The following is a 26,366-nucleotide window of genomic DNA, read 5'->3' on the forward strand; positions in this document are numbered from 1 at the left end:
TCCACCCATTTGCCGAGGTGTCCGCCATGCGTCGATCGTTGTGCCTGCTGTCCCTGGTCCTGGCCTTGCCCCTGCAGGCCGAAGAAAAGATCGTCAACCTCTACAGCTGGGCCGACTATGTCGCCCCGCAAACCCTCCAGCGCTTCGAGCAGGAAACCGGCTACAAGGTGCGCTACGACACCTTCGACACCACCGAAGTGCTGGAAACCAAGCTGCTGACCGGTGGCAGCGGCTATGACGTGGTGGTGCCGTCGTCGGCCGTGCTGGCCCGGGCGCTCAAGGCCAACGCCCTGCAGCCGCTCGACCCCCAGGCCATGCCCGGCTACGCCAACCTCGACAAGGACCTGCTGGCCAAGCTCGCCGAGGCCGACCCCGGCAACCGCCATGCCGTGCCCTACACCTGGGGCACCCTGGGCCTGGGGGTGAATGTGGAGGCTGTGCGCCAACGCCTGGGGGATGTGCCGCTGGACAGCCTCGACCTGCTGTTCAAACCCGAGTACGCCAGCCGGCTGAAGGACTGCGGCATCGCCATGCCCGACTCGCCCCAGGAGGTGATCGGCGTGGCCCTGAACTACCTGGGCAAGGACCCTTACAGCCAGGACAAGGACGACCTGGCCGCCGCGCAGAGCCTGCTGAGCCAGTTGCAGCCGTCGATCAGCTACGTCGCCAATGGCCGGCAGATCAGCGACCTGGCCAACGGCAGCGTGTGCCTGGCGCTGACCTACAACGGCGATGCGGCGATGGCCGCCGACCAGGCGCGCCGCGCTGGCAAGCCGTTCGAGCTGATCTACCGCATCCCCCGCGAAGGCACGCTGGTATGGCAGGACAACCTGGTCATTCCCAAGGACGCCCCGCACCCCGAGGCCGCGCGGGCGTTCATCGCCTTCATGCTCAAGCCCGAGTCGGTGGCCGCGCTGACCAACACGCTGTTCTTCGCCAACGCCAACCAGGCGGCCACGCCGCTGGTGGACGAAGCGGTGCGCAACGACCCGGACATCTACCCGTCGGCCGCGGTGCGCCAGCGCCTGTATGCCGACCGCAGCATGGCCCTGGCCGACCTGCGCCAGCGCAACCGCCTGTGGACCGCGTTCCGCAGCCGCAAGTAACCAATAACGACAAAGGAGCCCGACCGTGGAGCAAGCCGCAAACAACGACCAGGCCATGACCCGCGACAGCCTGTATGGCACCGCTGCGGAAAGTACCTACGCCGGCATTACCAGTTTCTCTCGCCGCCGCTACAGCCGCGACCTGCGTGGTGTCGATGTGGTGGTCAGTGGTGTGCCGTTCGATACTGCCACCAGCAACCGCCCCGGTGCGCGCTTCGGCCCGCGGGCGATCCGCGCCGCTTCGGTGCAGCAGGCCTGGGCCCGGCACTGGCCGTGGGCGTTCGACCCGTTCGATCACCTGGCGGTGATCGACTATGGTGATTGCGCCTTCGACAGCGGCACCCCGCAGTCGGTACCGGACAGCATCGAGGCCCATGCCACGCATATTCTGGAAGCAGGCTGCGCCATGCTCACCCTGGGTGGCGACCATTTCATCAGCTACCCGCTGCTCAAGGCCCATGCCCGCCGGCATGGCCCGCTGGCGCTGATCCACTTCGATGCGCACAGCGACACCTGGCCGGACGAGGAAGGCAAGCGCATCGACCACGGCACCATGTTCTGGCATGCCGCCCGCGAAGGCCTGGTAGACCCGGCCAGCTCGGTGCAGATCGGCCTGCGCACCACCAATGATGACAGCCAGGGCTTTGCCATCCTCGACGCCCGCCAGGTGCACCGGCAGGGCACCGAGGCGGTGATCGCGGCGATTCGCCAGCGGGTGGGCGAGCGGCCGGTGTACCTGACCTTCGATATCGACTGCCTCGATCCGGCCTATGCGCCCGGTACCGGCACGCCGGTGTGCGGCGGGCTGAGCACGGTGCAGGCACTGGAGATCCTCGGCGGGCTGCGCGGTATCAACCTGGTGGGCATGGACCTGGTGGAGGTGGCGCCAGCCTATGACCATGCCGATATCACCGCACTGGCCGGAGCGACCCTGGCGATGGAAATGCTGTGCCTGTATGCGGCGCGGCACAAGGTGGACAAGGGCCAGTAACCTGGGGCCGCTTTGCGGCCCATCGCGACACAAGGCCGCTCCTACAGGTAATCGCGTACCCCTGTAGGAGCGGCCTTGTGTCGCGATGGGCTGCAAAGCAGCCCCCAGGGCCCATACTGAAACATCAGGAATCATCTCCACCCGCATTCACACTTTTGCCGCGAACCCTTCGCGCCTTAGGCTATCAAACCCACCAGGCGCGGCATTTTCGTACAGGAGGTGAAGCATGACCCCGACATTGCCCATCCTGGCCCTCGGCCTGGTGCTGTGCCTGCCCGCGCAAGCGGCCCCCGAGCCGCCCTTGCAACTCGCCGCCGGCAACAATAACCCCTACAACAGCCCGATCCAGCGCGCCAACCCCAACAGCCGCCAAGGCAGCATGCCGGCCACACCTCCCGTGCGCGGCCCGTCCACCGACCCGTACCAGCGCACGCCCACCCTGGACAACCGCGGCATCGGCAATGGCGACAACCTGCGCCGCCAGCAGCAAACCCCGAACCTGGAGCCCACCCGACCACCCCGCGGCAACCCGCGCGCGCCATGAGCGCCCTACGAAAGGAATCCTGCATGCTTCGAGCACCCTGGCTTGTCACCCTTACCGCCGCCGCACTCCTGCCCCTGCTGGTGCAGGCGGCGGCCGAACAGCAGCTTCGCAGTGAAGAAGGCACCTTGACCGTCAGCACAGTGGCCGACGGCCTGCGCAATCCTTGGGCCCTGGCGTTCCTCCCGGGCGGCAAGGACATGCTGGTCACCGAGCGCGCTGGCAACTTGCGGGTGGTCAATGCCGAAGGCAAGGTCGGCCCGCCGATCAGCGGTGTGCCCAAGGTCTTGGCCGAGGGCCAGGGCGGCCTGCTGGATGTGGTGCTGTCGCCAGAGTTTGCCAAGGACCGCACCGTCTACCTGTCCTACGCCGAAGAGGGCAGTGACGGCAAGGCCGGTACGGCGGTCGGCCGTGGCCAGTTGTCCCAGGACCGCGCCCGGCTGGAAAACTTCAACGTCATCTTCCGCCAGCAGCCCAAGCTGTCGGAGGGCAACCACTTCGGCTCGCGCCTGGTGTTCGACCGCGACGGCTACCTGTTCATCGCCCTCGGCGAGAACAACCAGCGCCCGACCGCCCAGGACCTGGACAAGCTGCAAGGCAAGATCGTGCGTATCTTGCCGGACGGCGAAGTACCCAGGGACAACCCCTTCGTCGGCAAGGACAACGTGCGGCCGGAGATCTGGTCGTTCGGCCACCGCAACCAGCAAGGCGCCGCACTCAACCCGTGGACCGGCAAGCTGTGGACCCACGAGCACGGCCCGCGCGGCGGCGATGAGATCAACATTCCCGAGCCTGGCAAGAACTATGGCTGGCCGATTGCGACCCACGGCATCAACTATTCGCTGCTGCCGATTCCCGAGGCCAAGGGCAAGCATGTGCAGGGCATGGTCGACCCGCACCATGTATGGGAGAAGTCGCCGGGTATCAGCGGCATGGCCTTCTACGACAGCTCTAGGTTCAAGGCCTGGGATCACAACCTGTTCATTGGCGCGCTGGCTACCCAGGAGCTGATCCGCCTGCAACTGGATGGCGACAAGGTGGTGCATGAAGAGCGTTTGCTGGGTGAGCTGAAGGCGCGTATCCGCGATGTGCGGGTGGGGCCGGATGGCTACCTGTATGTGCTGACCGATGACAAGGACGGCGCGTTGCTCAAGGTAGGCCTGGGCGACGCTTGATCACCACTGTTGTACGTGGCCCCTGTGGGAGCGGGCGTGTCGAGGCGTCGAACCGCCGCGAAGCAGGCGCCGCGGTGGATGGCACGGGCTTCGCCCGTGTTCGCGGGCACGCCCGCTCCCACAGGGTTCGCGGCAGCCTTTTGAATTTGGGTAAGACCGTAATTCCTACAAGGTCCGCACTGTGTCAGCCGTGTAGAATGCCGCATGGCTATCGATCCCCATTCCCTCTACCAGCAGGCCCTGACCACTCAGGGCTATGTCGCCGACCCCGCCCAGGCCCGCGCCGTCGAGGCCTTGCAGGCTTGTTTCCAGGCCGTCGAACAGGGCCGCCCCACCCAGGGTATCTACCTCTGGGGCCCGGTCGGCCGCGGCAAGACCTGGCTGATGGACCAGTTCCACCACTGCCTGCGGGTATCCAGCCGCCGCCAGCACTTCCACCACTTCATGGCCTGGGTCCACCAGCGCCTGTTCCAGCTCAACGGCACCGCCGACCCGCTGCTGGCGCTGGCCGGGGAGCTGGCAGGGCAGATACGCGTGCTGTGCTTCGACGAGCTGTTCGTCAACGACATCGGTGACGCGATCATCCTCGGCCGCCTGTTCCAGGTACTGTTCGACCAAGGCGTTGTTATCGTCGCCACCTCCAACCAGCCACCCGAGCAGCTCTACCGCGACGGCTTCAACCGCGAGCGTTTCCTGCCGGCCATCGCCGCCATCCAGCGGCACATGCAGGTACTGCCGGTAGCCGGCGAGCAGGACCACCGCCTGCACCCCGGCGCCGAGCGCCAGCGTTACTGGGTGGCGCAAGCGGGGCAGGCCAGCCAGCTGGGCGAGGTGTTCCGCCAGCTCAGCCCCGGCGACGCAGGCCACGATCAGCCCTTGGCGATCGGCTCCCGGCAAGTGCAGGTGGTACGGCGCAGCGCGCAGGCCATCTGGTGCCGCTTCACCGACCTGTGCGAACAGCCGCTGGCGGCCATGGAGTTCATGGCCCTGTGCGACCGGTTCCCGGCCATCCTGGTGTCGGGCATTCCGGCGCTGGGGGGGGAACAGCGGGCCGGGCGCATTGCCCGGGGCACCGAGGATGCTGCGGCGCGGGTGGTGGCGGGTGACCGCGAGCTGCCAGCGCTGTCGCCCAAGGACGACGCGGTGCGCCGCTTCATTGCCCTGGTCGACGAATGCTACGACCGCCGGGTGGCGTTGTACCTGGAGGCACAGGTGCCGCTGGATGCCCTCTACACTCAAGGGTATCTGGCGTTCCCGTACCAACGGACCCTGAGCCGGCTACGGGAGATGCAACTGCAACGCTTCGCCTGAAAAGGAGCCGAACCATGGAGCCGCTGTCGCATCATCTGCTGACCCAGGCCTACAACAATGGCTGGGCCAACCACCGTCTTTACAAGGCCTGCCTGCAACTGACCCAGGACGAATTCGTCGCCCCGCGCTGCAGCTTTTTCCCGTCGATCAAGGCCACCCTCAACCACCTGCTGACGGTGGACTGGTTCTACCTGCACATGCTCGAGTGCGAGCAGCGTGGCGAGCAGCCCGACGCCGACGGCGAGCGCTTCTTCGACCCCGAACAGCCGTTTGCCACCTGCACCGACCTGCATGCCGAACAGGCCCAGGCCGATCACCGGCTGATCGCCTATTGCCGGGGCCTGCGCGATGGTGAGCTGGCGCGCTATGTGAGCATCGTGCGCCCCGAGCGGGTACAGCGCGAGCAACGGCTGCGGTTGTTGGCGCACCTGTTCGAGCACCAGGTGCATCACCGCGGGCAGGTGCATGCGATGCTCAGTGACACGGCAGTGAGGCCGCCGCAGCTGGATGAGTTTTTCTGCGAGGAAGAGGCGGGGTTACGTGCGGCGGACTTTGCCGAGCTGGGCTGGACCGAGGAGCAGGTCTGGAAAGTGTAGGGGGCTGCTTTGCAGCCCTTCGCGGGTTCGCCCGCTCCCACGGGTAGTGCACAGCTTCCCAAACCTGTGCAGTACCTGTGGGAGCGGGCGAGCCCGCGAAGGGCCGCAAAGCGGCCCCTCGACTATTGGCTCACTTGCCCAGCCACTCCACCAGCGTACGGTTGAACCGCACCGGCTCCTCGATCTGCGGCGCATGCCCCATGCCTTCAAAGGTAATCAGCTCACCCTTGGGAATCAGCTTGGCAACCTGCGGCCCCAGCACTGCATACTTGCCCAGCTTCGCTTTCACCTCCGGCGGCGCGATATCACTGCCGATGGCTGTGGTGTCCTGGTCACCGATCAGCAGCAGGGTAGGCATCTGCAGGTCCTTGAACTCGTGGTACACCGGCTGGGTGAAGATCATGTCGTAGATCAGCGCCGAGTTCCACGCCACCGCTTCATGCCCCGGCCCCTTGTTCAGGCCCACCAGCATCTGCACCCAGCGCTCGTACTCCGGCTTCCAGCGCCCGGCGTAGTAGGTCTTGCGCTCATACTCGCGCACGCCTTCGGCATCCAGCTTGAGCTCGCGCGCATACCACTGGTCCACCGTGCGGTAGGGCACGCCCAGGGCTTTCCAGTCTTCCAGCCCGATGGGGTTGACCATCGCCAGGCGCTCCACCTGCTGCGGGTACATCAGCGCATAGCGGGTGGCGAGCATGCCGCCGGTGGAGTGGCCGAGCACGATGCTTTGCTTCACCCCCAGCTGTTCGAGCAGGGCATGGGTGTTGCTCGCCAGCTGCTGGAAGCTGTACTGGTAATGCGCCGGCTTGCTGGAGCTGCAGAAGCCGACCTGGTCGGGGGCGATGACCCGGTAGCCAGCCTTGCTCAGGGCATCGATGGTGGTTTCCCAGGTGGCGGCGCAGAAGTTCTTGCCATGCATCAGCACCACGCTGTGGCCGTTGGCCTGGCCTTGGGCGGGCACGTCCATGTAGCCCATCTGCAGGGCCTGGCCCTGGGACTTGAAGTCGAAATGCTTGAGCGGATGCGGGTAGCTGAAGCCCTCCAGCTGGGGGCCATAGGTGGGCGATTCGGCGGCGATGGCCGAACTGCCGGCGAGGCAGGCCAGGGCCAGGGCGGTTGCGCGCAGCATGGGGGCACTCCGTGTAGGGCCATGTAGGAAGGGGCGACTGTAACAGCCAGTGGACCACGCGGAACGTGAAAGGTGTTACCAGGCGTGAAACCAGCCCAGGGTAATCATCGCCAGCACCCCATAGCGGCCGGCCTTGGCCAGGGTCACCAGCAGCAGGAAGCGCCAGAACGGCTCACGCATGATGCCGGCGATCAGCGTCAGCGGGTCGCCGATCACCGGCATCCAGCTGAGCAGCAGCGACCATTGCCCCCAGCGCTGGTAGCGCTGCTGCGCGCGCTCCAGCTGGGCAGGGCTGAACGGGAACCAGCGCTTGTCACGCAGATGCTCGATGGCCCGCCCCAGCACCCAGTTGACCACCGAGCCCAGCACATTGCCCAGGGTCGCCACCAGCAGCAGGGTGGCCCAGGCCTCGGGCTGGCGCAGCAAAAGGCCGACCAGCACGGCCTCCGATTGCAGCGGTAGCAGGGTGGCGGCGCCGAAGGCGCTGAGGAACAGCGCCCACAGGCTGAGCATCAGTAGTTGGCGACCACGGTGTCCTTGCCGTCCTGGGTCACGCCGATGACCTGGTAGGCATCCTTGTGGTCACCCATTTCCATGCCGGGCGAGCCCATGGGCATGCCCGGCACGGCCAGGCCCTTGAGGTCGTTGCGCTTGGCCAGCAGGCGCACCTGCTCGGCCGGCACGTGGCCTTCGACGAACTTGCCGTCGATCACCCCGGTATGGCACGACGCCAGGCGTGGCGCCACGCCCAGGCGTTGCTTCACCTCGCTCATGTTCGGCTCGACATGGTCGTTGACGATGAAGCCGTTGTCGCGCAGGTGGCTGATCCAGGCCTTGCAGCAGCCACAGTTGGGGTCGCGGTAGACGTCGATGGTCTCGGCAGCCTGGGCCAGGCCGGTGATGGCCAGCAGGCCCAGGGGCAGCAGGTGTTTACGCAGCTTCATGAAGCACTCCTTCAAAAACGTGGGCGGATACCGGCGACCAGGCCTGTGCCTTGCACGCGCCCGGTGTCGTTACGGCCCCAGGGGCGGTCCGATATCCAGCGGTCGGCCAGCAGCATAGCCTAAGCGGCCTTCAGGCGCAGCGCGGCCTGTTGCCGTTCACCAGCCTTGTTGGGCAAGCAGTCTACCTGCCAGGTAGTGGTTCCGGATGCCGGCCTGTCATCACGCTGGCTAACGTACGGCTCACCTATCTGAGAGCCTGCTGGATCATGACCCTACCACTGGACTGCCTGTTGTACTCCAAGACCAATCTGATCGGCATCGGACCAAACCTGTCCGAAGAGGAACGCCAGGACGTGCAAGCGTTGCTGGACCATGCCGATGAGTTCGCAAGCCGCTTCCTCGACCGGGACGAGCTATGGAAAAGCTGGTTCGACCGCTTCCGCAATCGCCTGGAGAAACATGGCTGCGTAAGGACGGCCGCCCTGGAGTTGCCGCCCCAGGTCATCAGGGACCATGACGATTTCGATACCGGGCTCGAGCCCATCGGCACAGGCAGCACACCGATGCTGTTGGCCCAACTGGCGCGCGCATCCATGCAGGAACTGCGTATCAGTGCTCACGCCAGCAAGTTCCTGAAGTCGGGTTGGCAGAACGACGTCGCCTCATCGTTTCTGATAACACCCTGCCAGAAGGACGAGGAAGGCCAGATCCATCTGGCGGTCTACTCGTTTCGCTTCAATGCCACGGTGGAAATACGCGACTTCGGATTCTGGAGCGAGGCCCAGCGTGACATCGTCGTATGGAACACCGGCACTGTTTACCGTTTTGACCTGGAACGTTTCGCCGCTTTTCGTCAGCAGATTCGTAAGGAATTGGGTGACCGGCGGCTTGGCGCCATTACCAGGATTGAACTCTAGCCACCTCGCTCAAGCTGGCAGGTCACGCATCAGCAGGCCGTATGCCAATGGCACCTGCTCGGGAACAGGAAGGTAGATGGTGTGGCCATCGCCAGGGGCGACCTGCAGCGGTTGCTGCTGGCCATTGCTCATGTGCTCGAGATCGAAGTGGTAGTTGCCGCGTGGAGTCATCAGTTCCAGATGGTCGCCCACGGCGAAGCGGTTCTTCACCTTGACCTCGGCCAGGCCGTCGACGCGCACCCCGGTCAGCTCGCCAACGAACTGCTGGCGCTCGGACACCGAGTTGCCGCGCTGGTAGTTCTGGTACTCGTCGTGCACGTGGCGGCGCAGGAATCCTTCGGTGTAACCGCGCTGGGCCAGGGATTCGAGGTTGTCCATCAGGGAGCGGTCGAATGGCCGCCCGGCCACCGCGTCGTCGATCGCCTGGCGGTACGACTGCACGGCGCGGGCGCAGTAGAAGTGCGACTTGGTGCGGCCTTCGATCTTCAGCGAGTGCACGCCCATGGCGGCCAGGCGCCCGACGTGCTGGATCGCGCGCAGGTCCTTGGCATTCATGATGTAGGTGCCGTGCTCGTCTTCGAACGCTGGCATTTCGGTGCCGGGGCGGTTGCTTTCCTGCAGCAGGAATACCTGCTCGGTCGGTGCACCCAGGCCCAGCGTCGGCTGCACTTCGCGCACGATGTCGCCAGTGGCGTTTTCGGTGGCCGGGGTGGCGTCGTACTTCCAGCGGCAAGCGTTGGTGCAGCTGCCCTGGTTGGCATCGCGCTTGTTGAGGTAGCCCGACAGCAGGCAACGGCCGGAGTAGGCCATGCACAGGGCACCGTGGACGAACACCTCCAGCTCCATTTCCGGCACCTGCTGGCGGATCTCTTCGATCTCTTCGAGCGACAGCTCGCGCGACAGGATCACCCGGCTCAGGCCCAGTTGCTGCCAGAACTGCACGCTGGCCCAGTTGACCGTGTTGGCCTGCACCGACAGGTGCACCGGCATCTGCGGGAAGTGCTGGCGTACCAGCATGATCAGGCCTGGGTCGGACATGATCAGGGCGTCCGGTGCCATCTCGATCACCGGCGCCAGGTCCTTGAGGAAGGTCTTGAGCTTGGCATTGTGCGGGGCAATGTTGACCACCACGTAAAAACGCTTGCCCAAGGCATGCGCTTCCTGAATGCCCAGGGCCAGGTTGGCATGGTCGAACTCGTTGTTGCGCACCCGCAAGCTGTAGCGTGGCTGGCCGGCGTAGACCGCGTCGGCGCCATAGGCGAAGGCGTAGCGCATGGTCTTGAGGGTGCCGGCGGGGGCCAGCAGTTCGGGCTTGGCGATAGGGGTCATGTGCGCACCGGAGCAAAAGGTGCGGATGCTAGGGTTGGCAGATACGGCCCGTATTGATTTGCATCAAGGGAATGGCGGCACTTTTGCCAAGGTGCGGCGCACTAATAACGCATAAGCCATGCGAGGACCCGCGATGAACCAGACCGCCCTGCAGAACAAAGCCCTGGCAGTACTGCTGGCGCTGGTGACCATTGCCTTCATCTGGATCCTGCTGCCGTACTACGGTGCGATCTTCTGGGCGGTGATACTCGGCATCCTGTTCGCCCCGCTGCAGCGCCACCTGCTGCTGCGTTTCGGCCGAAGGCGCAATCTGGCTGCGGCGGCCACCTTGCTGGTGTGCCTGCTGGTGGCGATCCTGCCGGTGATCATCACCAGCGCGCTGCTGGTGCAGGAGGGAGCCGCCCTGTACCAGCGCATCGAGCACGGGGAGCTGGATATTGCCGGCTATGTCGAGCGCGGCAAGGACATGCTTCCGGCTTTTGCCCAGCGGGGGCTGGACAGCATGGGCATGGGCAATCTCGACGGGCTGCGCGACAAGATCACCAAATGGGCCACCCAAGGCAGCCAGGTGCTGGCCAGCCAGGCGTTCAACTTCGGGCAGGGCACGTTCGAGTTCGTGATCAGCTTCGGCATCATGATGTACCTGTTGTTCTTCTTCCTGCGCGAAGGCGCGGAGGTCGCCCGCCAGGTGCGTCTGGCAGTGCCGCTGCCCGAACACCAGAAACGCCGTTTGCAGCTGAAGTTCAACCGTGTGGTGCGGGCGACGGTAAAAGGCAACGTGCTGGTGGCCATTACCCAGGGGGCGCTGGGTGGTTTCATTTTCTGGGTGCTGGATATACCGAGTGCGCTGGTGTGGGCGGTGCTGATGGCGTTTCTGTCGCTGTTGCCGGCGGTAGGGGCGGGGATCGTGTGGGCGCCGGTGGCGGCGTACTTCCTGCTGACTGGTGCGATTTTGTCGGGGGTGATCCTGACCGCGTTCGGCGTGCTGGTGATCGGCCTGGTGGACAACTTGTTGCGGCCGATCCTGGTGGGCAAGGACACGCGCATGCCGGACTACCTGATTCTGGTGTCGACGCTGGGCGGGCTGGCGGTTTTCGGGCTCAACGGATTCGTGATCGGGCCATTGATCGCGGCGCTGTTCGTGTCGAGCTGGGCGATCTTCGCGGCAACCAAACCCCGGGTGCAGTTGCCGGAGTAGCACTTGTTCGAGAAAGGCCTGCCGATACGGCGATCCTTGTAGGAGCGGCCTTGTGTCGCGATCGGGCTGCGCAGCAGCCCCAGCAAATTTCGCATTGACGCAGAAACCCTGGGGCTGCTGCGCAGCCCGATCGCGACACAAGGCCGCTCCTACATCTATCGCGCAAACGTTCAGGTATCACGCAAACGTTCAGGATGCCTGCGGCATCTCACCCTTGGCCAGGCGCCGGTTGATGTCGGCGATCACTTCGGGCAGTTCGTTGATGGTGTCGATCAGGTAGTGCGGGCGGGAGCCGGCGAACAGGGCGTGGATGCGCTGGCGCTCGCTTTCCAGCTTCTCGGCGCTCAGCGCGCGGTAGCCTTCCCAGGTCAGCCCCAGGGCATTGCCCGAGCACACCAGGGCCACGGTCCACATGCCGGCACGGCGGCCTTCGAGAATGCCTGGCACGGTATCGTCGACCTTCACGCACGCCGCCACATCGTCGATACCCAGCGCGATCACGTTGGCCAGGGCCTGGGCCGGCCATGGGCGGCCGTTCGGGGTTTCGTCGGTGGCCACCACATGGTCGGCCACGTAGCCGTTCTGCGCGGCCAGCTCCACCACCTTGTCCATCACCACCTTCGGGTAGCCCGAGCAAGAGCCGATCTTCAGGCCGTCCTGGCGCAGCCCGGTGAGGGTGTCCAGGGCGCCGGGGATCAGCGCCGAGTGCACGGCGATCTTCTCGATCTGCAGCGGCATGAAGCGGTTGTAGATGGCGGTGACATCATCGTCGGTCGGGGTACGGCCGAACACCTTGCGGTAGCGCTCGGCAATTTCCGGCACATCGCACAGGGTGCGGATGTGGTCCCACTTGCCCATGCCCATCGGGCCGCGGGCTTCTTCGATGGACACCTGCACATCGAATTCGGCAAAGGCTTCGACAAAGATCTGGGTCGGGGCGAAGGAGCCGAAGTCGACCACGGTGCCGGCCCAGTCAAGGATGGCGGCTTGCAGCTGGGTAGGGTTGCTGTAGTTCATGTGCGCTTGTTCCTGAAATTGGTGGGCAAAGGGTCAGATGTCCAGCACTTCCATTTCCCGCAGCACCTCGGCCACGGCATTCACGGCGGCCTGCATGCCATCCGCTCCAACCACGCCGATGCAGCCGACACGGAAGGTTTCCACCTGGGTCAGCTTGCCCGGGTAGAGGATGAAGCCCTTGGCCTTGACCCGCTCGTAGAAGTCCTTGAACTGGTAGCGGGGATCGTTCGGTGCGTGGAAGGTGACGATGATCGGCGCCTGGATCTCGGCAGGCAGGAAGCTGCGCAGGCCGATGGCGGCCATGCCGTCGAGCAAGGTCTTGCAGTTGTCGGCGTAGCGCTGGTGGCGCGCTGGCAGGCCACCTTCCTCGTTGTATTGCTGCAGCGCTTCGTGCAGGGCAGCAACCACGTGGGTCGGCGGGGTGAAGCGCCACTGGCCGGTCTTGGCCATGTAGGTGTGCTGGTCGTGCAGGTCCATGGCCAGCGAGTGGGCGTTGCCTTCGGCGGCGGCCAGGGCGGTTTTCTCGGCGAACACGAAGCCCATGCCAGGTACCCCTTCCAGGCATTTGCCGGAGGCGGCGATCAGCGCCTCGAAGGGGATGGCGCGAGCATCGATCGGCAGTGCGCCGAACGAGCTCATGGCGTCGATGATCAGGCGCTTGCCGTGGCCTTTGATCACCTGGGCGATCTCGGGCAGCGGGTTGAGGATGCCGGTGCTGGTTTCGCAGTGGATCAGCGCGACGTGGGTGATGGCCGGGTCGGCGGCCAGCAGGCGGTCGACGTCGGCGGCGGTGGTCGGCTGGTCTTCGGCGGTTTCGAAGGTGCTGTAGGCACGGCCCAGCACTTTGCAGATCTTCGCCAGGCGCTGGCCATAGGCGCCATTGATCAGCACCAGGACCTTGCCGTCACGCGGCACCAGGGTGCCGATGGCCGCTTCCACGGCGAAGGTGCCGCTGCCTTGCAGGGGTACGCAGTGGTGGCTGGCGCTGCCGTCGATGATGGCCAGCAGTTGCTCGCAGACACTGGCAGTCAATTGGTTGAAGTCGCGGTCCCAGGAGCCCCAGTCCACCAGCATGGCTTGGCGGGTGCGGATTGATGTGGTCAGGGGACCGGGGGTCAGCAGAATCGGGGCGTTGCTCATTCCGTTATTCCTCACAAGCGGTGGGCTGAAACTACGGGGCCTAGGTTGCAATTGGCGCTGTCATCAATCAAATTGTTTGTTGTTATCCGAGCTATAAGTCAGGCCGATAAATATGAACCTGTTCCAGTTGCGTGCCTTCGATGCCGTGGCCCGTGAGGGCAGCTTTACCCGTGCCGCCGCACGCCTGTTCATCAGCCAGCCGGCGGTGACCGGGCACGTGAAGGCGCTGGAGGAGCACTACCAGATCACCTTGCTGCGGCGTACCGCGCGGCGGGTGGAGTTGACCGAAGAGGGCACCCGCCTGGCGGCCATCACCCGCGCCATGTTCGGCTTGGCCGAAGAGGCGCAGGCCATGCTCGAGGCCAACCGGCAATTGCTGACCGGGCGCCTGGAGGTGGCGGCCGATGGCCCGCACCGGGTCATGCCGATGCTGGCGCTGCTGCGCGAGCGCTACCCGGGCATTACCGTCAACCTGCGCCTGGGCAATGCCCAGGAAACCTTGGCGGCATTGCTCAGCGAACATGCCGACGTGGCCGTGCTAACCGAGATCGAGCCGCGCAAAGGCCTGCATTTGCAGAACCTGTGCGAGTCGCGGTTGTGCGCCTTGCTGCCGGCGGGGCATGCCTGGGCCAGCGGCGAGGGTGATTTGCCGCTGGCTGAGCTGCACCAGCAGATCATGGTGTTGCGCGAACCCAGCTCCACCACCCGGCGCACCTTCGACAAGGCCTGCAGCAAGGCCGCCGTGCAACCTCGGGTGCTGCTGGAGCTGGACAGCCGCGAGGCGGTGACCGAAGCGGTGGCCTCGGAGCTGGGCATTGGCGTGGTGTCGTCCACCGAAGTCGCCAATGACCCGCGGGTGGTGGCACGCCCGCTGGCCGGTGACGGCCTGGTCAACCAGCACCTGATCGGCTGCCTGGAGCGCCGCCGTGAGCTGCGCCTGATCCAGGCGTTCCTCGGCCTGGCGGCGGGGCTGTGATGGCTGTTTTCAACGGGGCGGCCTAAGATGGCCGGCATTGAGCCGACAGGACCGTCGATGAGCGAGAAAGACACCATTTCCATGCAGCTGGTGCGCGAAGCGCTGTTGCAGACTTGCCCCGCCGGCGAGCCCGATACCGGCTTGCTGGCCCGGGCGGGTATCGCCGTCGAACAGCTGCACCTGCCAGCGGCACGGGTCAGTGCCGAGTCCTATGCCCGGCTCTGGCGTCTGCTGGCGCGGCGCTGCAACGATGAGTTCTTCGCCATGGACCCGCGCGGTCTGCGCAGCGGCAGCCTGGCGTTCATGTGCCGTGCCAGCATGGGCCAGCCAACCCTGGGCGCCGGCCTGGAAACCGCGCTGGCGTTCCTGTCACTGATGCTCGAAGACCTGCAGCCAAGCCTGGTGCGCCAGCAAGGCCTGGCCGAAATCGTCATCAACGAACCGCGTGACACACCGCGCCGCGCTTTCACCTATTTCACCTTCTGGATGATCGTGCACGGGGTGACCTGCTGGCTGGCCGGGCGGCGTATCCCGATCCTGGCTATCGATCTGCGCTGTGCCGAACCGCCGTTCTGCGATGACTACCGGGTGATGTTTTCGGAAAACCTGCAGTTCGAGCGCCCGCGCACGCGCATGATCATCGCTGCCGAGTGCCTCGAGCTGCCGCTGCGGCGCAGCGAAGAAGAACTGCAGCGCTTTCTGGCCGAGGCGCCGGGCAACATCCTGGTCAAGTACCGTGACCCGGCCAGCCTCGGGCGGCGCATTCGCACCGACCTGCTGCGCCTGGACCCGGGGCAGTGGCCCGATGGCGACAGCCTGGCGCGCCAGTTGTGCCTGTCGCCTTCTACCCTGCGCCGGCGGCTGGCCGAAGAGGGGCAGAACTACCAAGGGTTGAAGGACAGCGTGCGTCGTGAGCTTGCAATTGCTTGGCTGAGCCAGGAAGACGCGGCCATGGGCGAAATCGCCGAACGCCTGGGCTTTGCCGACAGCAGTTCGTTCTACAAGGCGTTTCGCAAGTGGTTCGGCTGCAACCCTGGGCATTACCGTGCGCTGATCCTCAAGCGCGGCAGTGGCGGCTAGGGAACCACGCCTTCCCGCTGCCGGCCGCCGCCGCTGGCAAGCATCGTGACAAGTCGATCACTGACCAGGAAATCGACGATGTCTCAACCTGCCTTGCATCCCAAGTTGCGTCACCCCGCCGAAGATTTCATCGCCCAAAGCTTGCCCGCCTGGCTGAAGGCGGCCAAGCCCAAGCAGCTTGCCAGGCTGCAATTGCGTTTCAACGCCTATCTGGCGAGCCAGCGGAAGATGGCAGGGTTCGCCGACCGCCTGCAGCCTCTGGACCGTTTCGCCAAGCAACTGTTCGAGCCTGCCTTGCGCCAGGACAGCCAGCTGAAGCTGCAGGTCGACCTGGACAAACTGGTGTGGCGCGAAACACGCGCACGGCTGGATGTGAGAACGGGCTTGATCCCTGATTATCAACCGTACTTCGTGCGCATGCCGGCCTTGCAAAAGCTGTTGCAGAACTTCAAGGCCAACGAGTCCTTCTTCCTCGGCACCGCCTTGACCCTCCCGGGAGCCCACCAGGACGAGCAGGTGGTGAGCGAAGACATCGAGCGGATTGTCAGCCTGTGCCGCCAGGTGGATGTCGGCAGCGCCTACCAGCGGCACCTGGCGCAGGTATTGACCCCTGACTTTGAAAAAGCCCTGGCCTCCGACCGGCGCCTGGAACTGGCCGTGGCGGTCGAGATCGCGGCCATCAAGCAGCAGCTGGATGCGGAAGACCTGCTGACGCTGCGTATCGCGTGCAAGGATGAACCCGCCGTGATCAAGGCGCCGCTGCAGTTGGAGATCGGTGCGCTGCAGGTCCTTGGCTGCCGGGTGGATGGCGCGCTGGCCGTTGAGTTGATCGAGCAGCCCCGCCACCAGTCCACGTTTCCCTTCGGGGTACCTGGGCGCTTGAAAAGAGTGATCCTGTATACCCCTGACGATCAGGCGCAACCCCTGCGCGCGTTCGCCAATTGGGATGAGGCGAACCGCGTCCTGGCCACGGCGATGGGCAACCAGGACTATCGGCAGGCATTCTTTCGGCGCATTGCCATGGGTGATCGCGCCACTTGCGAGCAGGCCCTGGCCACCCGCTTGCAGGATGCACAACCTGACCTGGAACCCCGCAGGGTGTTGGAAGCGGGGGACGGTTTTGCGTCGATGGCCGCCTGGCACATGCAGCGAATCAAGGCCGATGCACGTTTCCTTGCGGTGCCCACCGCCCAGGCCGACGACGCGGCTGCGGAGCAGCGCCTGGACGAGCTCAAAGGCGCCGGCCTGGTATTGCTCAACCTGGCGGGCCTGTTTGTGCCGGTCATCGGGGCTTTGCTGGTGGCGGACCTAGCCAGGCAACTGTTGATCGAGACCTTCGAGGGCGTGCGTGACTGGCAGTTGGGCCATCAGCATGAGGCCTTGACGCATATGCTTCAGGTGGCCTTCAGCGTGGCAACCACCGGTGCGGTGGTTGTCGGTGCCCACCTGGCCCGCAGCGCATTCGTCGACACCCTGGAGCCGGTCATCACCGAAGATGGCCGGCAACGGCTGTGGCGCAATGAGCTGGCGCCTTACCAGGACACTACTCCACCCGTTCAGCTGACGGAGCTCGACAACGGCTTGCTCGCCGAGGGTGAGCGTCATTGGTGGCGGTCGAATGGTGCCTTGTATCGGGTAAGGCAAACCGCCAATGGCGCTTGGCGCTTGCTGCATGCCGAAGGTGACGCGGCGTTCGGGCCGGTGCTGGAACGTTGCTCTGCGCGTGGCTGGCGGCTGGCTTACGAGCGGCCACTGGAATGGCAGGGCGCCGCACTGTTGCTCGGGCGGCTTTGGCCAGCGGTGGCCGCGATGGACGCCGTGCGGGTGGAGCAGGTGCTGAAGGTCGCGGATGTCGACGAGGCCTACTTGCGTGGCCTGCTGGTGGAACGGCGCGGGTTGCCGGTGCAGCTGCGCGATACCTTGCAGCGCTTTGCCGTGGACGCACGCGCGCAGGCCTTTTTCAGCCGGCTTGAAGCGGGGGAGGCTGATACCGCTACCGAGCTGTGGCAATGGTGCATCGAACGGTTGCATCTGCAGGGTGAAACCGTCGAAGAACAGGTGCTGTCGATCCGTGACGCGGCAAGCGAGTTGCGTGAGGCGATGCTCGAGCATTTCTCCAGGCTTTACCTGGCCGACGACCCGCTGCTGGGCTTGATCCAGCGCGACTTCCCGACGCTGCCAGAGGCCTATGCCCTCGATGTGCTGGAGCAGGCCAGCGAGGCTGTGCGCTTGCGCATGCAGGCAGAGTCCCGCCTGCCGCTGGCGTTGGCTGAACAGGCGCGGGTGGCCCTGCAACTGGCGCGCCTGACCCGTATGCGCGAAGCGTTGTACCTGCAGGGCAGTTATCGGCCGGAAGTGGTGGCGCTGGTCTTTGCCCTGCTGCGTCGGCATGGCCCCGGCGCTGCCGGGTTCAACCTGGTGTTGCGCCGTGACCCGTATGCCGGGGCGGCGATGGAGCGGCTGTTCGCCGAGACCGACCTTGAGCAGGCCGTGGTGCTGGTCAGGCGGGAGGGGCGCTTCCAGCTCTACAACGACAGAGGCTTGCCGGATGAGCGCGAGGTCGCCGCCCCCGAGGGGCTGTTCGAGGTGCTGGCCGCTTGCCTGCCGGTGGAATACCGGGTGCGACAGGGTTGGAATGGCGTCGATGCGCCGACCAGAATCCGCGAGCAGATGCAGGCCTGGCTACCCGGTGACCGGCAGGCCCTGCTGCGCCTGCTCGGCTGGCGGGAGGCAAGGCCCATGGCATCGCCCATGCAGCGTTTGGCCGATGGCCGAGCGGGCTATCCACTGGGTGGCTGCCAGTCGTGCATCGGCTCGCCGGAGCGCGTGGTGCGGCAGCGGGTGCGCGCGTTGTATCCCGGTATCGGGGATGCCGGCGTCGATCGCTATGTCCAGAGCCTGTTGGACATGCGCGGGGGCCTGTTCGAGAACCTGCTGCGCGTCGAGCAGGAATACCGCCGCCTGGATGACAGCTTGCTGGCCTGGGTTGAAGAGGTGGCGGGCAGCGCCAGCCGCGCACGCAGACGTGTCGCAGATTCGTTGCGGCGTGCCTGGCAGATGCGCAGCGACCGCGCCGTCGGGGCTATCGGCAACGATGCGGTGCTCAGCCTGAGCATCGTCGCCGTACCGGTGGGCAGCCTGCCCGTGTTGCCGGTCGGGACGGACTTCTCGCACGTGTCGGAATTGACCCTGTCGGCGCTCGGTCTGGATGCCATCCCGTCGGGGTTCCTCGCCTGCTTCCCCAATCTGCTGTGCCTGGACATGAGCGACAACGCCTTGCGCACGCTACCTGCGGGGCTGGAGCGGTTGACCGCCTTGCGCCAGTTGCTGATGCCGCGCAACCGTATTCGTATCTCGGAGCCGCAGGCCAATGTGCTGACCGGCCTGGCGCTCTTGCGTTCGCTGGACCTGAGTGACAACCCGCTCGGCGACATCAGGCTACAGTTCGAGCGGCTGCCCAGCTTGCGGATCCTGCGTTTGAACCGCGTGCAGATGACGGCGCTGCCCCGGGGCCTGGAGTGGTGTAGCCTGTTGGTGTTCGCCGATCTTCGCAACAACCAGATAGCCGAGTTGCCGGCAGCCTTGTTTCAGGCCCCGTTGCAGTTGCGCCGTGCCATGCACCTGGAGGGCAATGCGCTGCCAGTGCAGGATCTCGATCGCCTTTATGCCGCCGAACGCCTGCTGGCCACGCCCCGCCCGCAACGGCACGCCCCGGCCCGGGAACAATGGCTGCAGACCCTGGACCCAGCGGCGCGGCAGGAGCGGCAAGGGAAATGGGATGCGCTGAATGCCGAGCCCGGCAGCCTGGCTTTCTTCGAGCTGCTCAGGCAACTGACGAGCACGGCCGAATTCAGCAAGGCGCCGGCCGAACTCGGGTTCAGGGTATGGGCAATGCTGGATGCCGCCCATGCCGATACCGCCACGCGCATGGCGCTGTTTGACCTGGCAGCGGAGCCCACCACCTGTGTGGACAGCGTTTCCACCGTGTTCAGCCGCCTCGAGGTGCGCATGCATGTCGAGCAGGCCACCCGCGGCGGCGACCCGATTTCGACCCGCGCGGCACGCCTGCAGTTGGCCAAACGACTGTTTCGCGTGCACTGGGTAGAGAAAATCGCCCGACGCGAAATCGACACCCGCTACCAGGATGGACGTTGGAGCCGCGGGAACCATGATGAAGAGGAGGTGGAGGTCAATCTTGCCTACCTCAGCGGCTTGGCCCAGCGCCTGGACCTGTTGGGCCAACCTCGCCACATGCAGTTTGGCAGGCTGGCCAACGTGTCGCCGCTGCAACTGGAGGAGGCCTTCAAGGAAGTGCTGGAGGTGGAGGCGGGCGAGCAACGGGTCGTGTTCATCAGCGAGCGTGATTTCTGGTTGCCGGTACTGCGGGCAGAGCATGCGGACGACTTCGAAACCCTTGAAACGCAATTCTCCCTGCGACTGGAAACTCTGGACGAGCAAAGGGAGACCTTGACCAGTGACGAGTACTGGAACCTGAGCAACGCCCTGCGCGATGAGCGCGAGCAGGCCCTGGCCAGCCTTGCCCAGCGCCTTACGCGCGAAGCGTTCATGGTGCCAGAGGCAAAGTGACGGCGCTTCACGGGCGGCACGCAGTGTGCCGCCCTGCTTCTACCGCAGGGGTTCCCTCTGCGCAAGCGCCGGCAGGTTGCACACCATGCGTGGCTTTCGACAGCCATCCAGGGACCTGCCATGACCCGCGAACCACACGCACCACAACCCGCCTCTGCGTCTTCCAGCCACTTGCACGACGGTTTCATCGGTGACCGGTTGCCTGCCTGGCTCAAACAGGCCACGCAAAGCCAGATACGTACCTTGCGCGAAAACCTGGAAGCCCATCATGCCACCCAGGCCCGGTTGCGCGGGATCACCCTGGCGCTGCCGTCACCACAGCAGTTCGCCGAACGGCAATTCGCCAGTTTGTTGCGCGAGCCGCTGCCGGGCGACGTAGCGTTCTGGCAGTTGGAGTGGCTGGAGGTTTCCCATCGTTTTTCGTCCACGCCCGGCGCTGAGTCGCCATTTCCCACCTACGGGCAACGGCGTGAAAACGGCTTGCTCCGCCTGATGCGCAACTTTGCCGCCAGCAACGATTTCTATCTGGGAACCGGGTTGGTCGCGCCGGGGCAGGAACGGGTACTTTCGCCAGGCACCGATGAACTGGTCGAGGCGTGCCGCAAGCTCGATGCCGGGCGCCTGTACCAGCAGGAGCTGGACCAGACATTCGACGCCACGGCACAACGCGTCCTTTGTGAAGACAAGCGCTCCGGGCTGCGTCTGGCCGTGCAGGTTGCCGCGCTGAAAGGCGAGATCACCGAGCCGGTCAAGGAGGCATTGCAAGCCCTGGTGAATGAACCCGCGGATCGGCGATCCGCCAGCCTCACGGGCCACCCGGGCCTGCTTGAAGCCCTCGGTTGCCCAGTGGCGGATGGTGTGTGGATTCAACTTCGCGACACACATGGGCAAACGCAGGGCGGCGTGCTCTACCTGCCCAGCGACCCGGTACAGGCGTTGCGACACTTCGACGACCATGCCTCGATCAACCGCGCGTTGGTGGCCGAGCTGCGCCATGAACCCTATCGCCAGGCGTTCAGCCAGTTGATCGGCCTGGATCAGCGTGCCGTGTTCATGCACAAGCTGCAGGCCCGCCTGAAGGATGATCAGCCGGACCTGGAACTCGATGGCAGCGTGCCACAGCATGACATTTTCCAGGCGCTGGCTGCACAGCAGACAAACCGGGTGAAGCAGGATGGTCGCTTGTTGCTGGTGCCGACCGCCGATGCCGATGAAACCGCATCGCGTGAGCGGCATGAGGCGTGGAAGGCCGCCGGCCTCGATGTGCTCAACCTCGCGGGCCTGTTCATTCCTGTGGTGGGCGGCTTGCTGCTCGGGCAACTGGTGGCCCATACCCTCTCGGAGGTTTTCGAGGGCACGCAGGACTGGTTGCGAGGCCATCAGCACGAGGCGCTGGAGCACATGCTGGGCGTTGCCGAGATACTGGCGGGCACCGCCGCGACGGTGGCGGGCGTCACCTTCGTGCGCAGCGCGTTTGTCGCGGCGCTGGAGCCGGTAAGGCTCGCCAATGGGGCGGGGCGTTTGTGGTCCCGAGATCTGGCAGCCTTTGCCTCGACCCCTGAAACGATCACCTTGGGTGCGGACGGGGCCTATGCCGATGGCGAGCGCCGCTGGATGAAGGCCGACGGGGTCTTCTACGAAGTTCATCGGCCTGACCCCGATGGCCCCTGGCGTCTGCGCCATCCCGGTCGCGAAGAGGCGTACGGCCCCGTCGTGCTGCACAATGGCGAACGCAGCTGGCGCCTGATGCACGATGAGCCGCAGCGTTGGCGCGACCCTGCGAAAATGCTCGATACCCTTTGGCCGCGCGATCAACCTTTCGATGGCCAGCAGGCGCAGCGGATCTTGCGCATGGCCGGCATCGATGAGGACGAACTGCGCGGCCTGCTGGTGGAAAACCGGCGAACGCCCGCCACCTTGCGGGAAACCCTCAGGGCATTCGATGCCGATGCCCGGATCGACACGTTCTTCCGCAACCTGGAACGCGACACTGTCTCCGATGAGGACTTGCAGCTGCTGGCCTGGTGCGAGTCCCGACCGGGCAGTGTAAAGGGGCGTGCGGCAGTGCTGGCGGACCGGCCAAGGTCGAGCGAGCTGCTGTTCGCACGGCTGACACGCCTGCCCGAATCAGCGGAGCCTTTGCTCAAGCCGCTGATGGCGCTGGGGCTGCCTGAGCCCTATGCGCGCGATTTGGCCGACGGAGCAAGTCATGACGCTCGCCAGCTGTTCGTCGGTGGTGGAAAGTTGCCGCAAAGCCTGGCCACCCAGGCCAGGTCGTTGTGCTCGCTGGCGAAGGTGAGCAGGGCGTTGGCAGGGTTTTATCTGCCGAGCGCATATAGCGACGAAACGGGCAAGCTGGTGTTGGCATTGCTGAATGTCGAGGCCATTGATGCGTTCAGCCTGGCGTTGAGCAATGCTGCTGCGGATGCCGTGGCGTTGCAGCGCATCGGTTCGGTTGGCGATGCGGCCGAGCAGCGGGTGCTGGTGCGTGAGCAAGGGGTCTTTGCCCTGTATGACGGGCAGGGCCGAAAACTCGCGATGCAGCCACCTGCTTCCTCGTGCATCTTCCAGGCTGTGCTGGCCGCACTCGAATCGCGCAACCTGCTGGGTCGTTTGGGCCTGGCCGAGAACGCCAATGCCGAGGGCTTGCGCGAGAAACTCATGGCGCACCTGGGTACCCATGAGGAAATCGCCCGCATGCTGGGCTGGGCGCCGACGGAGCGCTGGTTCAACCCCGGGCAGCGCCTTGCCGATGGCCGCGTCGGGTACCTGCTCAGCGGGCGCGCGGCACTGCCCACCACACCCAGGGAACAACTGCGGGCCGGCCTGAGGCGATTCTTCCCGGGGCTGGGCGATTCGCTGGAAACGCAAGTTGACCGCTGGCTGCTGCAGAATGTGTCGGTCGCCGATGCGCTCCTGGCGCTGCAGGACGATTTTGAGCAGTTGAACCGCGCGCTCAATGGTTGGGTGTCGGCTGCGCTGAGTGACACTTTGCGGGCGCGACGCCAGCTGTTCGCCGAACGATTGCTGCGTGCCTGGCAGGCGCTTGGCGACCATGTGGTGGTCGACAGTGACGGCAAGCGCCAGGGGCTGCGCCTGGTCCTGAATGACTTGCCAACCGATTCGTTGCCGGTCATGCCTGCGCCTATCGATTTCTATCACGTCACCACCCTGGTACTGAGCGAGACGACCATCGGGGTGGTGAACGAGGAGTTTCTGCGGGCATTCACCTACCTGCAGGAGCTGGACCTGAGCCACAACCAGCTGTTGCGCTGCCCGCGCGGGCTTGGCTACCTGACCAACCTGCGCCGGTTGCGCCTGGGGCATAACCGCATTCGCCTGGATGCTCATGCCATCGAAGCACTGAACGGGTTGCCGCTGCTCAGCCACCTCGACCTGAGCTACAACAGCCCGCTGGGGGTGTACGAAATGCGCTTCCATCACCTGCCTCATCTGATCGAGCTGAATTTGCGCCGCTGCGGGCTCAGCGAGTGGCCCAGAGGGCTCGAGCTGTGTGGCTTCCTGCAACGAGCCGACCTGCGTGACAATTTCCTGCGGGGTGTGCCTGACGGCGTGCTGGCCATGCCGCTGGAGTTTCGCCAGCGCATCCTGGTCGATGGCAACCGCCTGAGCATGGCCGATTACGGCAAGCTCTATGCCTTGGAGCCGCTGCTGGAGGACCCGGAGGAAGAGATCGGCCGAGCCTGGTGGGTCGGTTCCGACTCCGCCAGCCATGGGCGTGGTGAGCTTTGGGACCGGCTGAGCACCCGAGACGAAAATGCCCGCCTGTTCGATCTGCTGGAGCTTCTGCAAGGCCTGGCGGACTACAGCTGGCCCAAGGCTTATCTGTTGCGCATGGGCTGGCAGTGCCTGTCGATGATGGAGACAGACGCCGAATTCGCTCGCCAGGTGCAACTGGCGGCCGACGATGTGGTAATGGATGACAACGGTGCCATCGACCTGTTCAGCCGACTGCTGCGTCTGCATGCCGAGCGCGACGCGGCAGGCGATGGTGCGCAATCCCGAGGCTCGAAGTTGCTGGCGTTGGGGCGCGCCTTGCACCGTCTGGACCGCCTTGACGAGTATGTCGAGGCCGAGCGGCAAAACCTCGAAGGCTTCGCCGAGCCCGCGGTACTGGCGACGTTAGCAATGCGCTACAGGGTACGCTTGCGCACCAGGCTCAGGTTGCCGTTCCAGCCTGCCAGAATGCGCCTCAGGGCCGCCGCCGTAGGGTTGAGCGAGCATCGGCTGCAGGCGGCAGAGGCGGCCGTGGAAAGGGCGAACCTTCTCGTTGATGTAGTCGCAAACCTGTGCACGCGCGCATTCTGGCAGCGCTTTTTGCAACAGCGCTTCGCCCGGCCGTTCAATGACCTTGAGCAACTCGCTGCGGAGCAGCGGGCGGCACTCGCGGTAAGGCGCGATGAACTGGGTGAAGCACAGTATCTGAACCAGGAACAGGCTCTGGATGCGCAGCTGCAGGCCGATCGGCTGGAGTTGCAACTGCAACTGACCGAGCACTACGTGATCAGCCTGGAGCGCGCACCGGGTTGATGGCCACCGGCCAAACCGGTCATCCAGTTTGACAACTTAGGCCATTGCCGCAACGCCAGCGCGGCGCGAACATCGTCGGACCGATGGTTCAACTCCAAAAACAAGAAACCAGGAGTCCGACGATGCGCGATTACACCGAGGCCGCTCGTGCGTTCGACCATGGCCAGGCTGCTGCTGCGGCGCTGCATGGCAACCTCGAAGCCCTCAATGCCTGTGTCGAATGTTGCGACCGCCATGCCGGTGAGGGCAAGACCGCACTGGTCTGGGAAGACCGCGAGGGCAAGAGTGCGCGGTTGAGCTTCGATCAGTTGCAAACACTGGCTGCCCGTTTCGCCAATGTGCTCCAAGCGCAAGGCGTGGGTGCGGGTGACCGGGTCGCCGGCCTGATGCCGCGCACCCCCGAACTGCTGGTCACCATCCTCGCCACCTGGCGTCTCGGTGCGGTGTACCAGCCCTTGTTCACCGCGTTCGGCCCCAAGGCCATCGAACATCGCCTGGAGCAGTCCCACGCCCGCGTGGTCGTCACCGACAGCCACAACCGCGCCAAGCTGGACGATGTGCACGCCTGCCCGACCATCATCACCGTCAATGCCCCCAATGGTGAGCTGGACTTCCAGCAGTGCCTGGACAATGCCGCAGACAAATGCGAGCCGGTCATGCGCTCGGGCAACGACCCGTTCCTGCTGATGTTCACCTCCGGCACCACCGGCCCGGCCAAACCGCTGGAGGTGCCGCTGCGTGCCATCGTCGCGTTCCAGGGCTACATGCGCGATGCCATCGACCTGCGCCCCGAGGACAGCTTCTGGAACCTGGCCGACCCGGGCTGGGCCTATGGCCTGTATTACGCGGTCACCGGCCCGCTGTCGCTGGGCCATGCCACCACCTTCTACGATGGCCCGTTCAGTGTTGAAAGCTGCGCACGGGTGATCGACAAGCTGGGCATCACCAACCTGGCCGGCTCGCCCACCGCGTACCGCCTGCTGATTGCCGCCGGGGATGACTTCTCGGCACCGATCAAGGGCCGCCTGCGGGTGGTCAGCAGTGCCGGCGAACCGCTCAACCCGGAAGTGATCCGCTGGTTCGCCGACGAACTGGGCGTGACCATCCACGACCACTATGGGCAGACCGAACTGGGCATGGTGCTGTGCAACCACCATGGCCTGCAGCACCCGGTACACCTCGGCTCGGCCGGCTTTGCCATCCCCGGCCACCGCATCGTGGTGCTGGACGAGCAGGGCAACGAACTGCCCGCCGGCCAGCCGGGCATCCTCGCGGTCGACCGCGAGCAGTCGCCGCTGTGCTGGTTCGCGGGCTACCACGGCCTGCCGACCAAAGCCTTCGTCGGCAAGTACTACCTCAGCGGCGACACCGTCGAGCTGAACCAGGATGGCAGCATCAGCTTCGTCGGCCGCAGCGACGATGTGATCACCACCTCCGGCTACCGGGTCGGCCCGTTCGACGTGGAAAGCGCACTGATCGAGCACCCGGCGGTGATCGAAGCGGCGGTGATCGGCAAACCGGACCCGGAGCGCACCGAGCTGATCAAGGCCTTCGTGGTATTGGCCAGCGGTTACCAGGGCAGCGCCGAGCTTGAAGAGGCTTTGCGCCAGCACGTGCGCCAGCGCCTGTACGCCCATGCCTACCCAAGGGAAATCGAATTCGTCAGCGAGCTGCCCAAGACCCCGAGCGGCAAGCTGCAACGCTTCATCCTGCGCAACCAGGAAGTCGCCAAACAACAAGCGCAACAGGCCACCCCTGCCAGCGCCTGAAAGGAAACC

At 65.2% G+C, this 26,366-nt stretch carries 19 protein-coding genes; 13 read left to right on the plus strand and 6 right to left on the minus strand.

Features of this window, described 5'->3' with window-relative positions; translation table 11 throughout:
- Positions 1-26 precede the first annotated feature (26 nt).
- From C163_RS08250 to C163_RS08275, 6 genes are all read left to right on the plus strand, one after another.
- On the plus strand, positions 27-1,106 hold the full coding sequence (locus C163_RS08250) for an extracellular solute-binding protein (protein WP_025338361.1): 1,080 nt from the start codon (positions 27-29) through the stop codon (positions 1,104-1,106).
- Between the two features lie 25 nt (positions 1,107-1,131).
- Positions 1,132-2,097, plus strand: coding sequence for an agmatinase (gene speB / locus C163_RS08255; RefSeq protein WP_013971812.1), 966 nt, complete (start codon positions 1,132-1,134; stop codon positions 2,095-2,097).
- Between the two features lie 226 nt (positions 2,098-2,323).
- Positions 2,324-2,641 (plus strand): hypothetical protein, encoded by a 318-nt coding sequence (locus C163_RS08260; protein ID WP_025338362.1) that lies wholly within the window; start codon positions 2,324-2,326, stop codon positions 2,639-2,641.
- Between the two features lie 23 nt (positions 2,642-2,664).
- Positions 2,665-3,813 (plus strand): PQQ-dependent sugar dehydrogenase, encoded by a 1,149-nt coding sequence (locus tag C163_RS08265; protein WP_025338363.1) that lies wholly within the window; start codon positions 2,665-2,667, stop codon positions 3,811-3,813.
- Between the two features lie 204 nt (positions 3,814-4,017).
- Positions 4,018-5,124, plus strand: coding sequence for a cell division protein ZapE (gene zapE / locus C163_RS08270; RefSeq protein ID WP_025338364.1), 1,107 nt, complete (start codon positions 4,018-4,020; stop codon positions 5,122-5,124).
- A 14-nt stretch (positions 5,125-5,138) separates the two neighbouring features.
- On the plus strand, positions 5,139-5,720 hold the full coding sequence (locus tag C163_RS08275; protein WP_025338365.1) for a DinB family protein: 582 nt from the start codon (positions 5,139-5,141) through the stop codon (positions 5,718-5,720).
- A 130-nt stretch (positions 5,721-5,850) separates the two neighbouring features.
- Here the strand turns inward: C163_RS08275 and C163_RS08280 are convergent, their stop codons facing one another.
- The 3 genes from C163_RS08280 to C163_RS08290 all read right to left on the minus strand — a co-directional run bounded on the left by C163_RS08280 (position 5,851) and on the right by C163_RS08290 (position 7,793).
- Entirely contained in the window at positions 5,851-6,849 is a 999-nt protein-coding gene (locus tag C163_RS08280; protein WP_013971817.1) for an alpha/beta fold hydrolase, read from the minus strand.
- A 75-nt stretch (positions 6,850-6,924) separates the two neighbouring features.
- A complete protein-coding gene (locus C163_RS08285) occupies positions 6,925-7,362 on the minus strand; it encodes a YqaA family protein (RefSeq protein ID WP_013971818.1) in 438 nt (145 codons plus the stop codon).
- Complete coding sequence (locus C163_RS08290; protein WP_025338366.1) at positions 7,362-7,793, minus strand: DUF411 domain-containing protein; 432 nt, start codon at positions 7,791-7,793, stop codon at positions 7,362-7,364. Before C163_RS08290 ends, C163_RS08285 begins: the two co-directional genes overlap by 1 nt.
- 266 nt (positions 7,794-8,059) lie before the next feature.
- Here C163_RS08290 and C163_RS08295 point away from each other — a divergent pair, with 266 nt between their 5' ends.
- Positions 8,060-8,710 carry a hypothetical protein gene (locus tag C163_RS08295; RefSeq protein WP_025338367.1) on the plus strand — a complete coding sequence of 217 codons (651 nt, stop codon included), beginning with the start codon at positions 8,060-8,062 and terminating at the stop codon, positions 8,708-8,710.
- A gap of 9 nt (positions 8,711-8,719) precedes the next feature.
- Here the strand turns inward: C163_RS08295 and yegQ are convergent, their stop codons facing one another.
- Entirely contained in the window at positions 8,720-10,039 is a 1,320-nt protein-coding gene (gene yegQ / locus C163_RS08300; protein WP_025338368.1) for a tRNA 5-hydroxyuridine modification protein YegQ, read from the minus strand.
- A gap of 133 nt (positions 10,040-10,172) precedes the next feature.
- Here yegQ and C163_RS08305 point away from each other — a divergent pair, with 133 nt between their 5' ends.
- Positions 10,173-11,237, plus strand: coding sequence for an AI-2E family transporter (locus C163_RS08305; RefSeq protein WP_025338369.1), 1,065 nt, complete (start codon positions 10,173-10,175; stop codon positions 11,235-11,237).
- Between the two features lie 189 nt (positions 11,238-11,426).
- On the opposite strand, the gene phnX is transcribed toward C163_RS08305, so the two are convergent.
- Positions 11,427-12,254 (minus strand): phosphonoacetaldehyde hydrolase, encoded by an 828-nt coding sequence (gene phnX / locus C163_RS08310; protein WP_025338370.1) that lies wholly within the window; start codon positions 12,252-12,254, stop codon positions 11,427-11,429.
- A 33-nt stretch (positions 12,255-12,287) separates the two neighbouring features.
- On the minus strand, positions 12,288-13,394 hold the full coding sequence (locus tag C163_RS08315; protein ID WP_013971825.1) for a 2-aminoethylphosphonate--pyruvate transaminase: 1,107 nt from the start codon (positions 13,392-13,394) through the stop codon (positions 12,288-12,290).
- A 112-nt stretch (positions 13,395-13,506) separates the two neighbouring features.
- Here C163_RS08315 and C163_RS08320 point away from each other — a divergent pair, with 112 nt between their 5' ends.
- From C163_RS08320 to C163_RS08340, 5 genes are all read left to right on the plus strand, one after another.
- The gene (locus tag C163_RS08320; RefSeq protein ID WP_015269648.1) at positions 13,507-14,370 is read left to right on the plus strand and encodes a LysR substrate-binding domain-containing protein; all 864 of its coding nucleotides are present in this window, start codon (positions 13,507-13,509) and stop codon (positions 14,368-14,370) included.
- 57 nt (positions 14,371-14,427) lie between these two features.
- Positions 14,428-15,450: an AraC family transcriptional regulator gene (locus tag C163_RS08325; RefSeq protein ID WP_024086600.1), complete on the plus strand. Its 1,023-nt coding sequence runs from the start codon at positions 14,428-14,430 to the stop codon at positions 15,448-15,450.
- 78 nt (positions 15,451-15,528) lie between these two features.
- Entirely contained in the window at positions 15,529-20,037 is a 4,509-nt protein-coding gene (locus C163_RS08330; RefSeq protein WP_025338371.1) for an NEL-type E3 ubiquitin ligase domain-containing protein, read from the plus strand.
- Positions 20,038-20,157: 120 nt separating this feature from the next.
- On the plus strand, positions 20,158-24,588 hold the full coding sequence (locus tag C163_RS08335) for a dermonecrotic toxin domain-containing protein (protein WP_025338372.1): 4,431 nt from the start codon (positions 20,158-20,160) through the stop codon (positions 24,586-24,588).
- 122 nt (positions 24,589-24,710) lie between these two features.
- Entirely contained in the window at positions 24,711-26,357 is a 1,647-nt protein-coding gene (locus C163_RS08340; RefSeq protein WP_025338373.1) for an acyl-CoA synthetase, read from the plus strand.
- The last annotated feature ends 9 nt before the right edge of the window (positions 26,358-26,366 follow it).

Source organism: Pseudomonas sp. FGI182 (assembly GCF_000511325.1).
Classification (GTDB): domain Bacteria; phylum Pseudomonadota; class Gammaproteobacteria; order Pseudomonadales; family Pseudomonadaceae; genus Aquipseudomonas; species Aquipseudomonas putida_Z.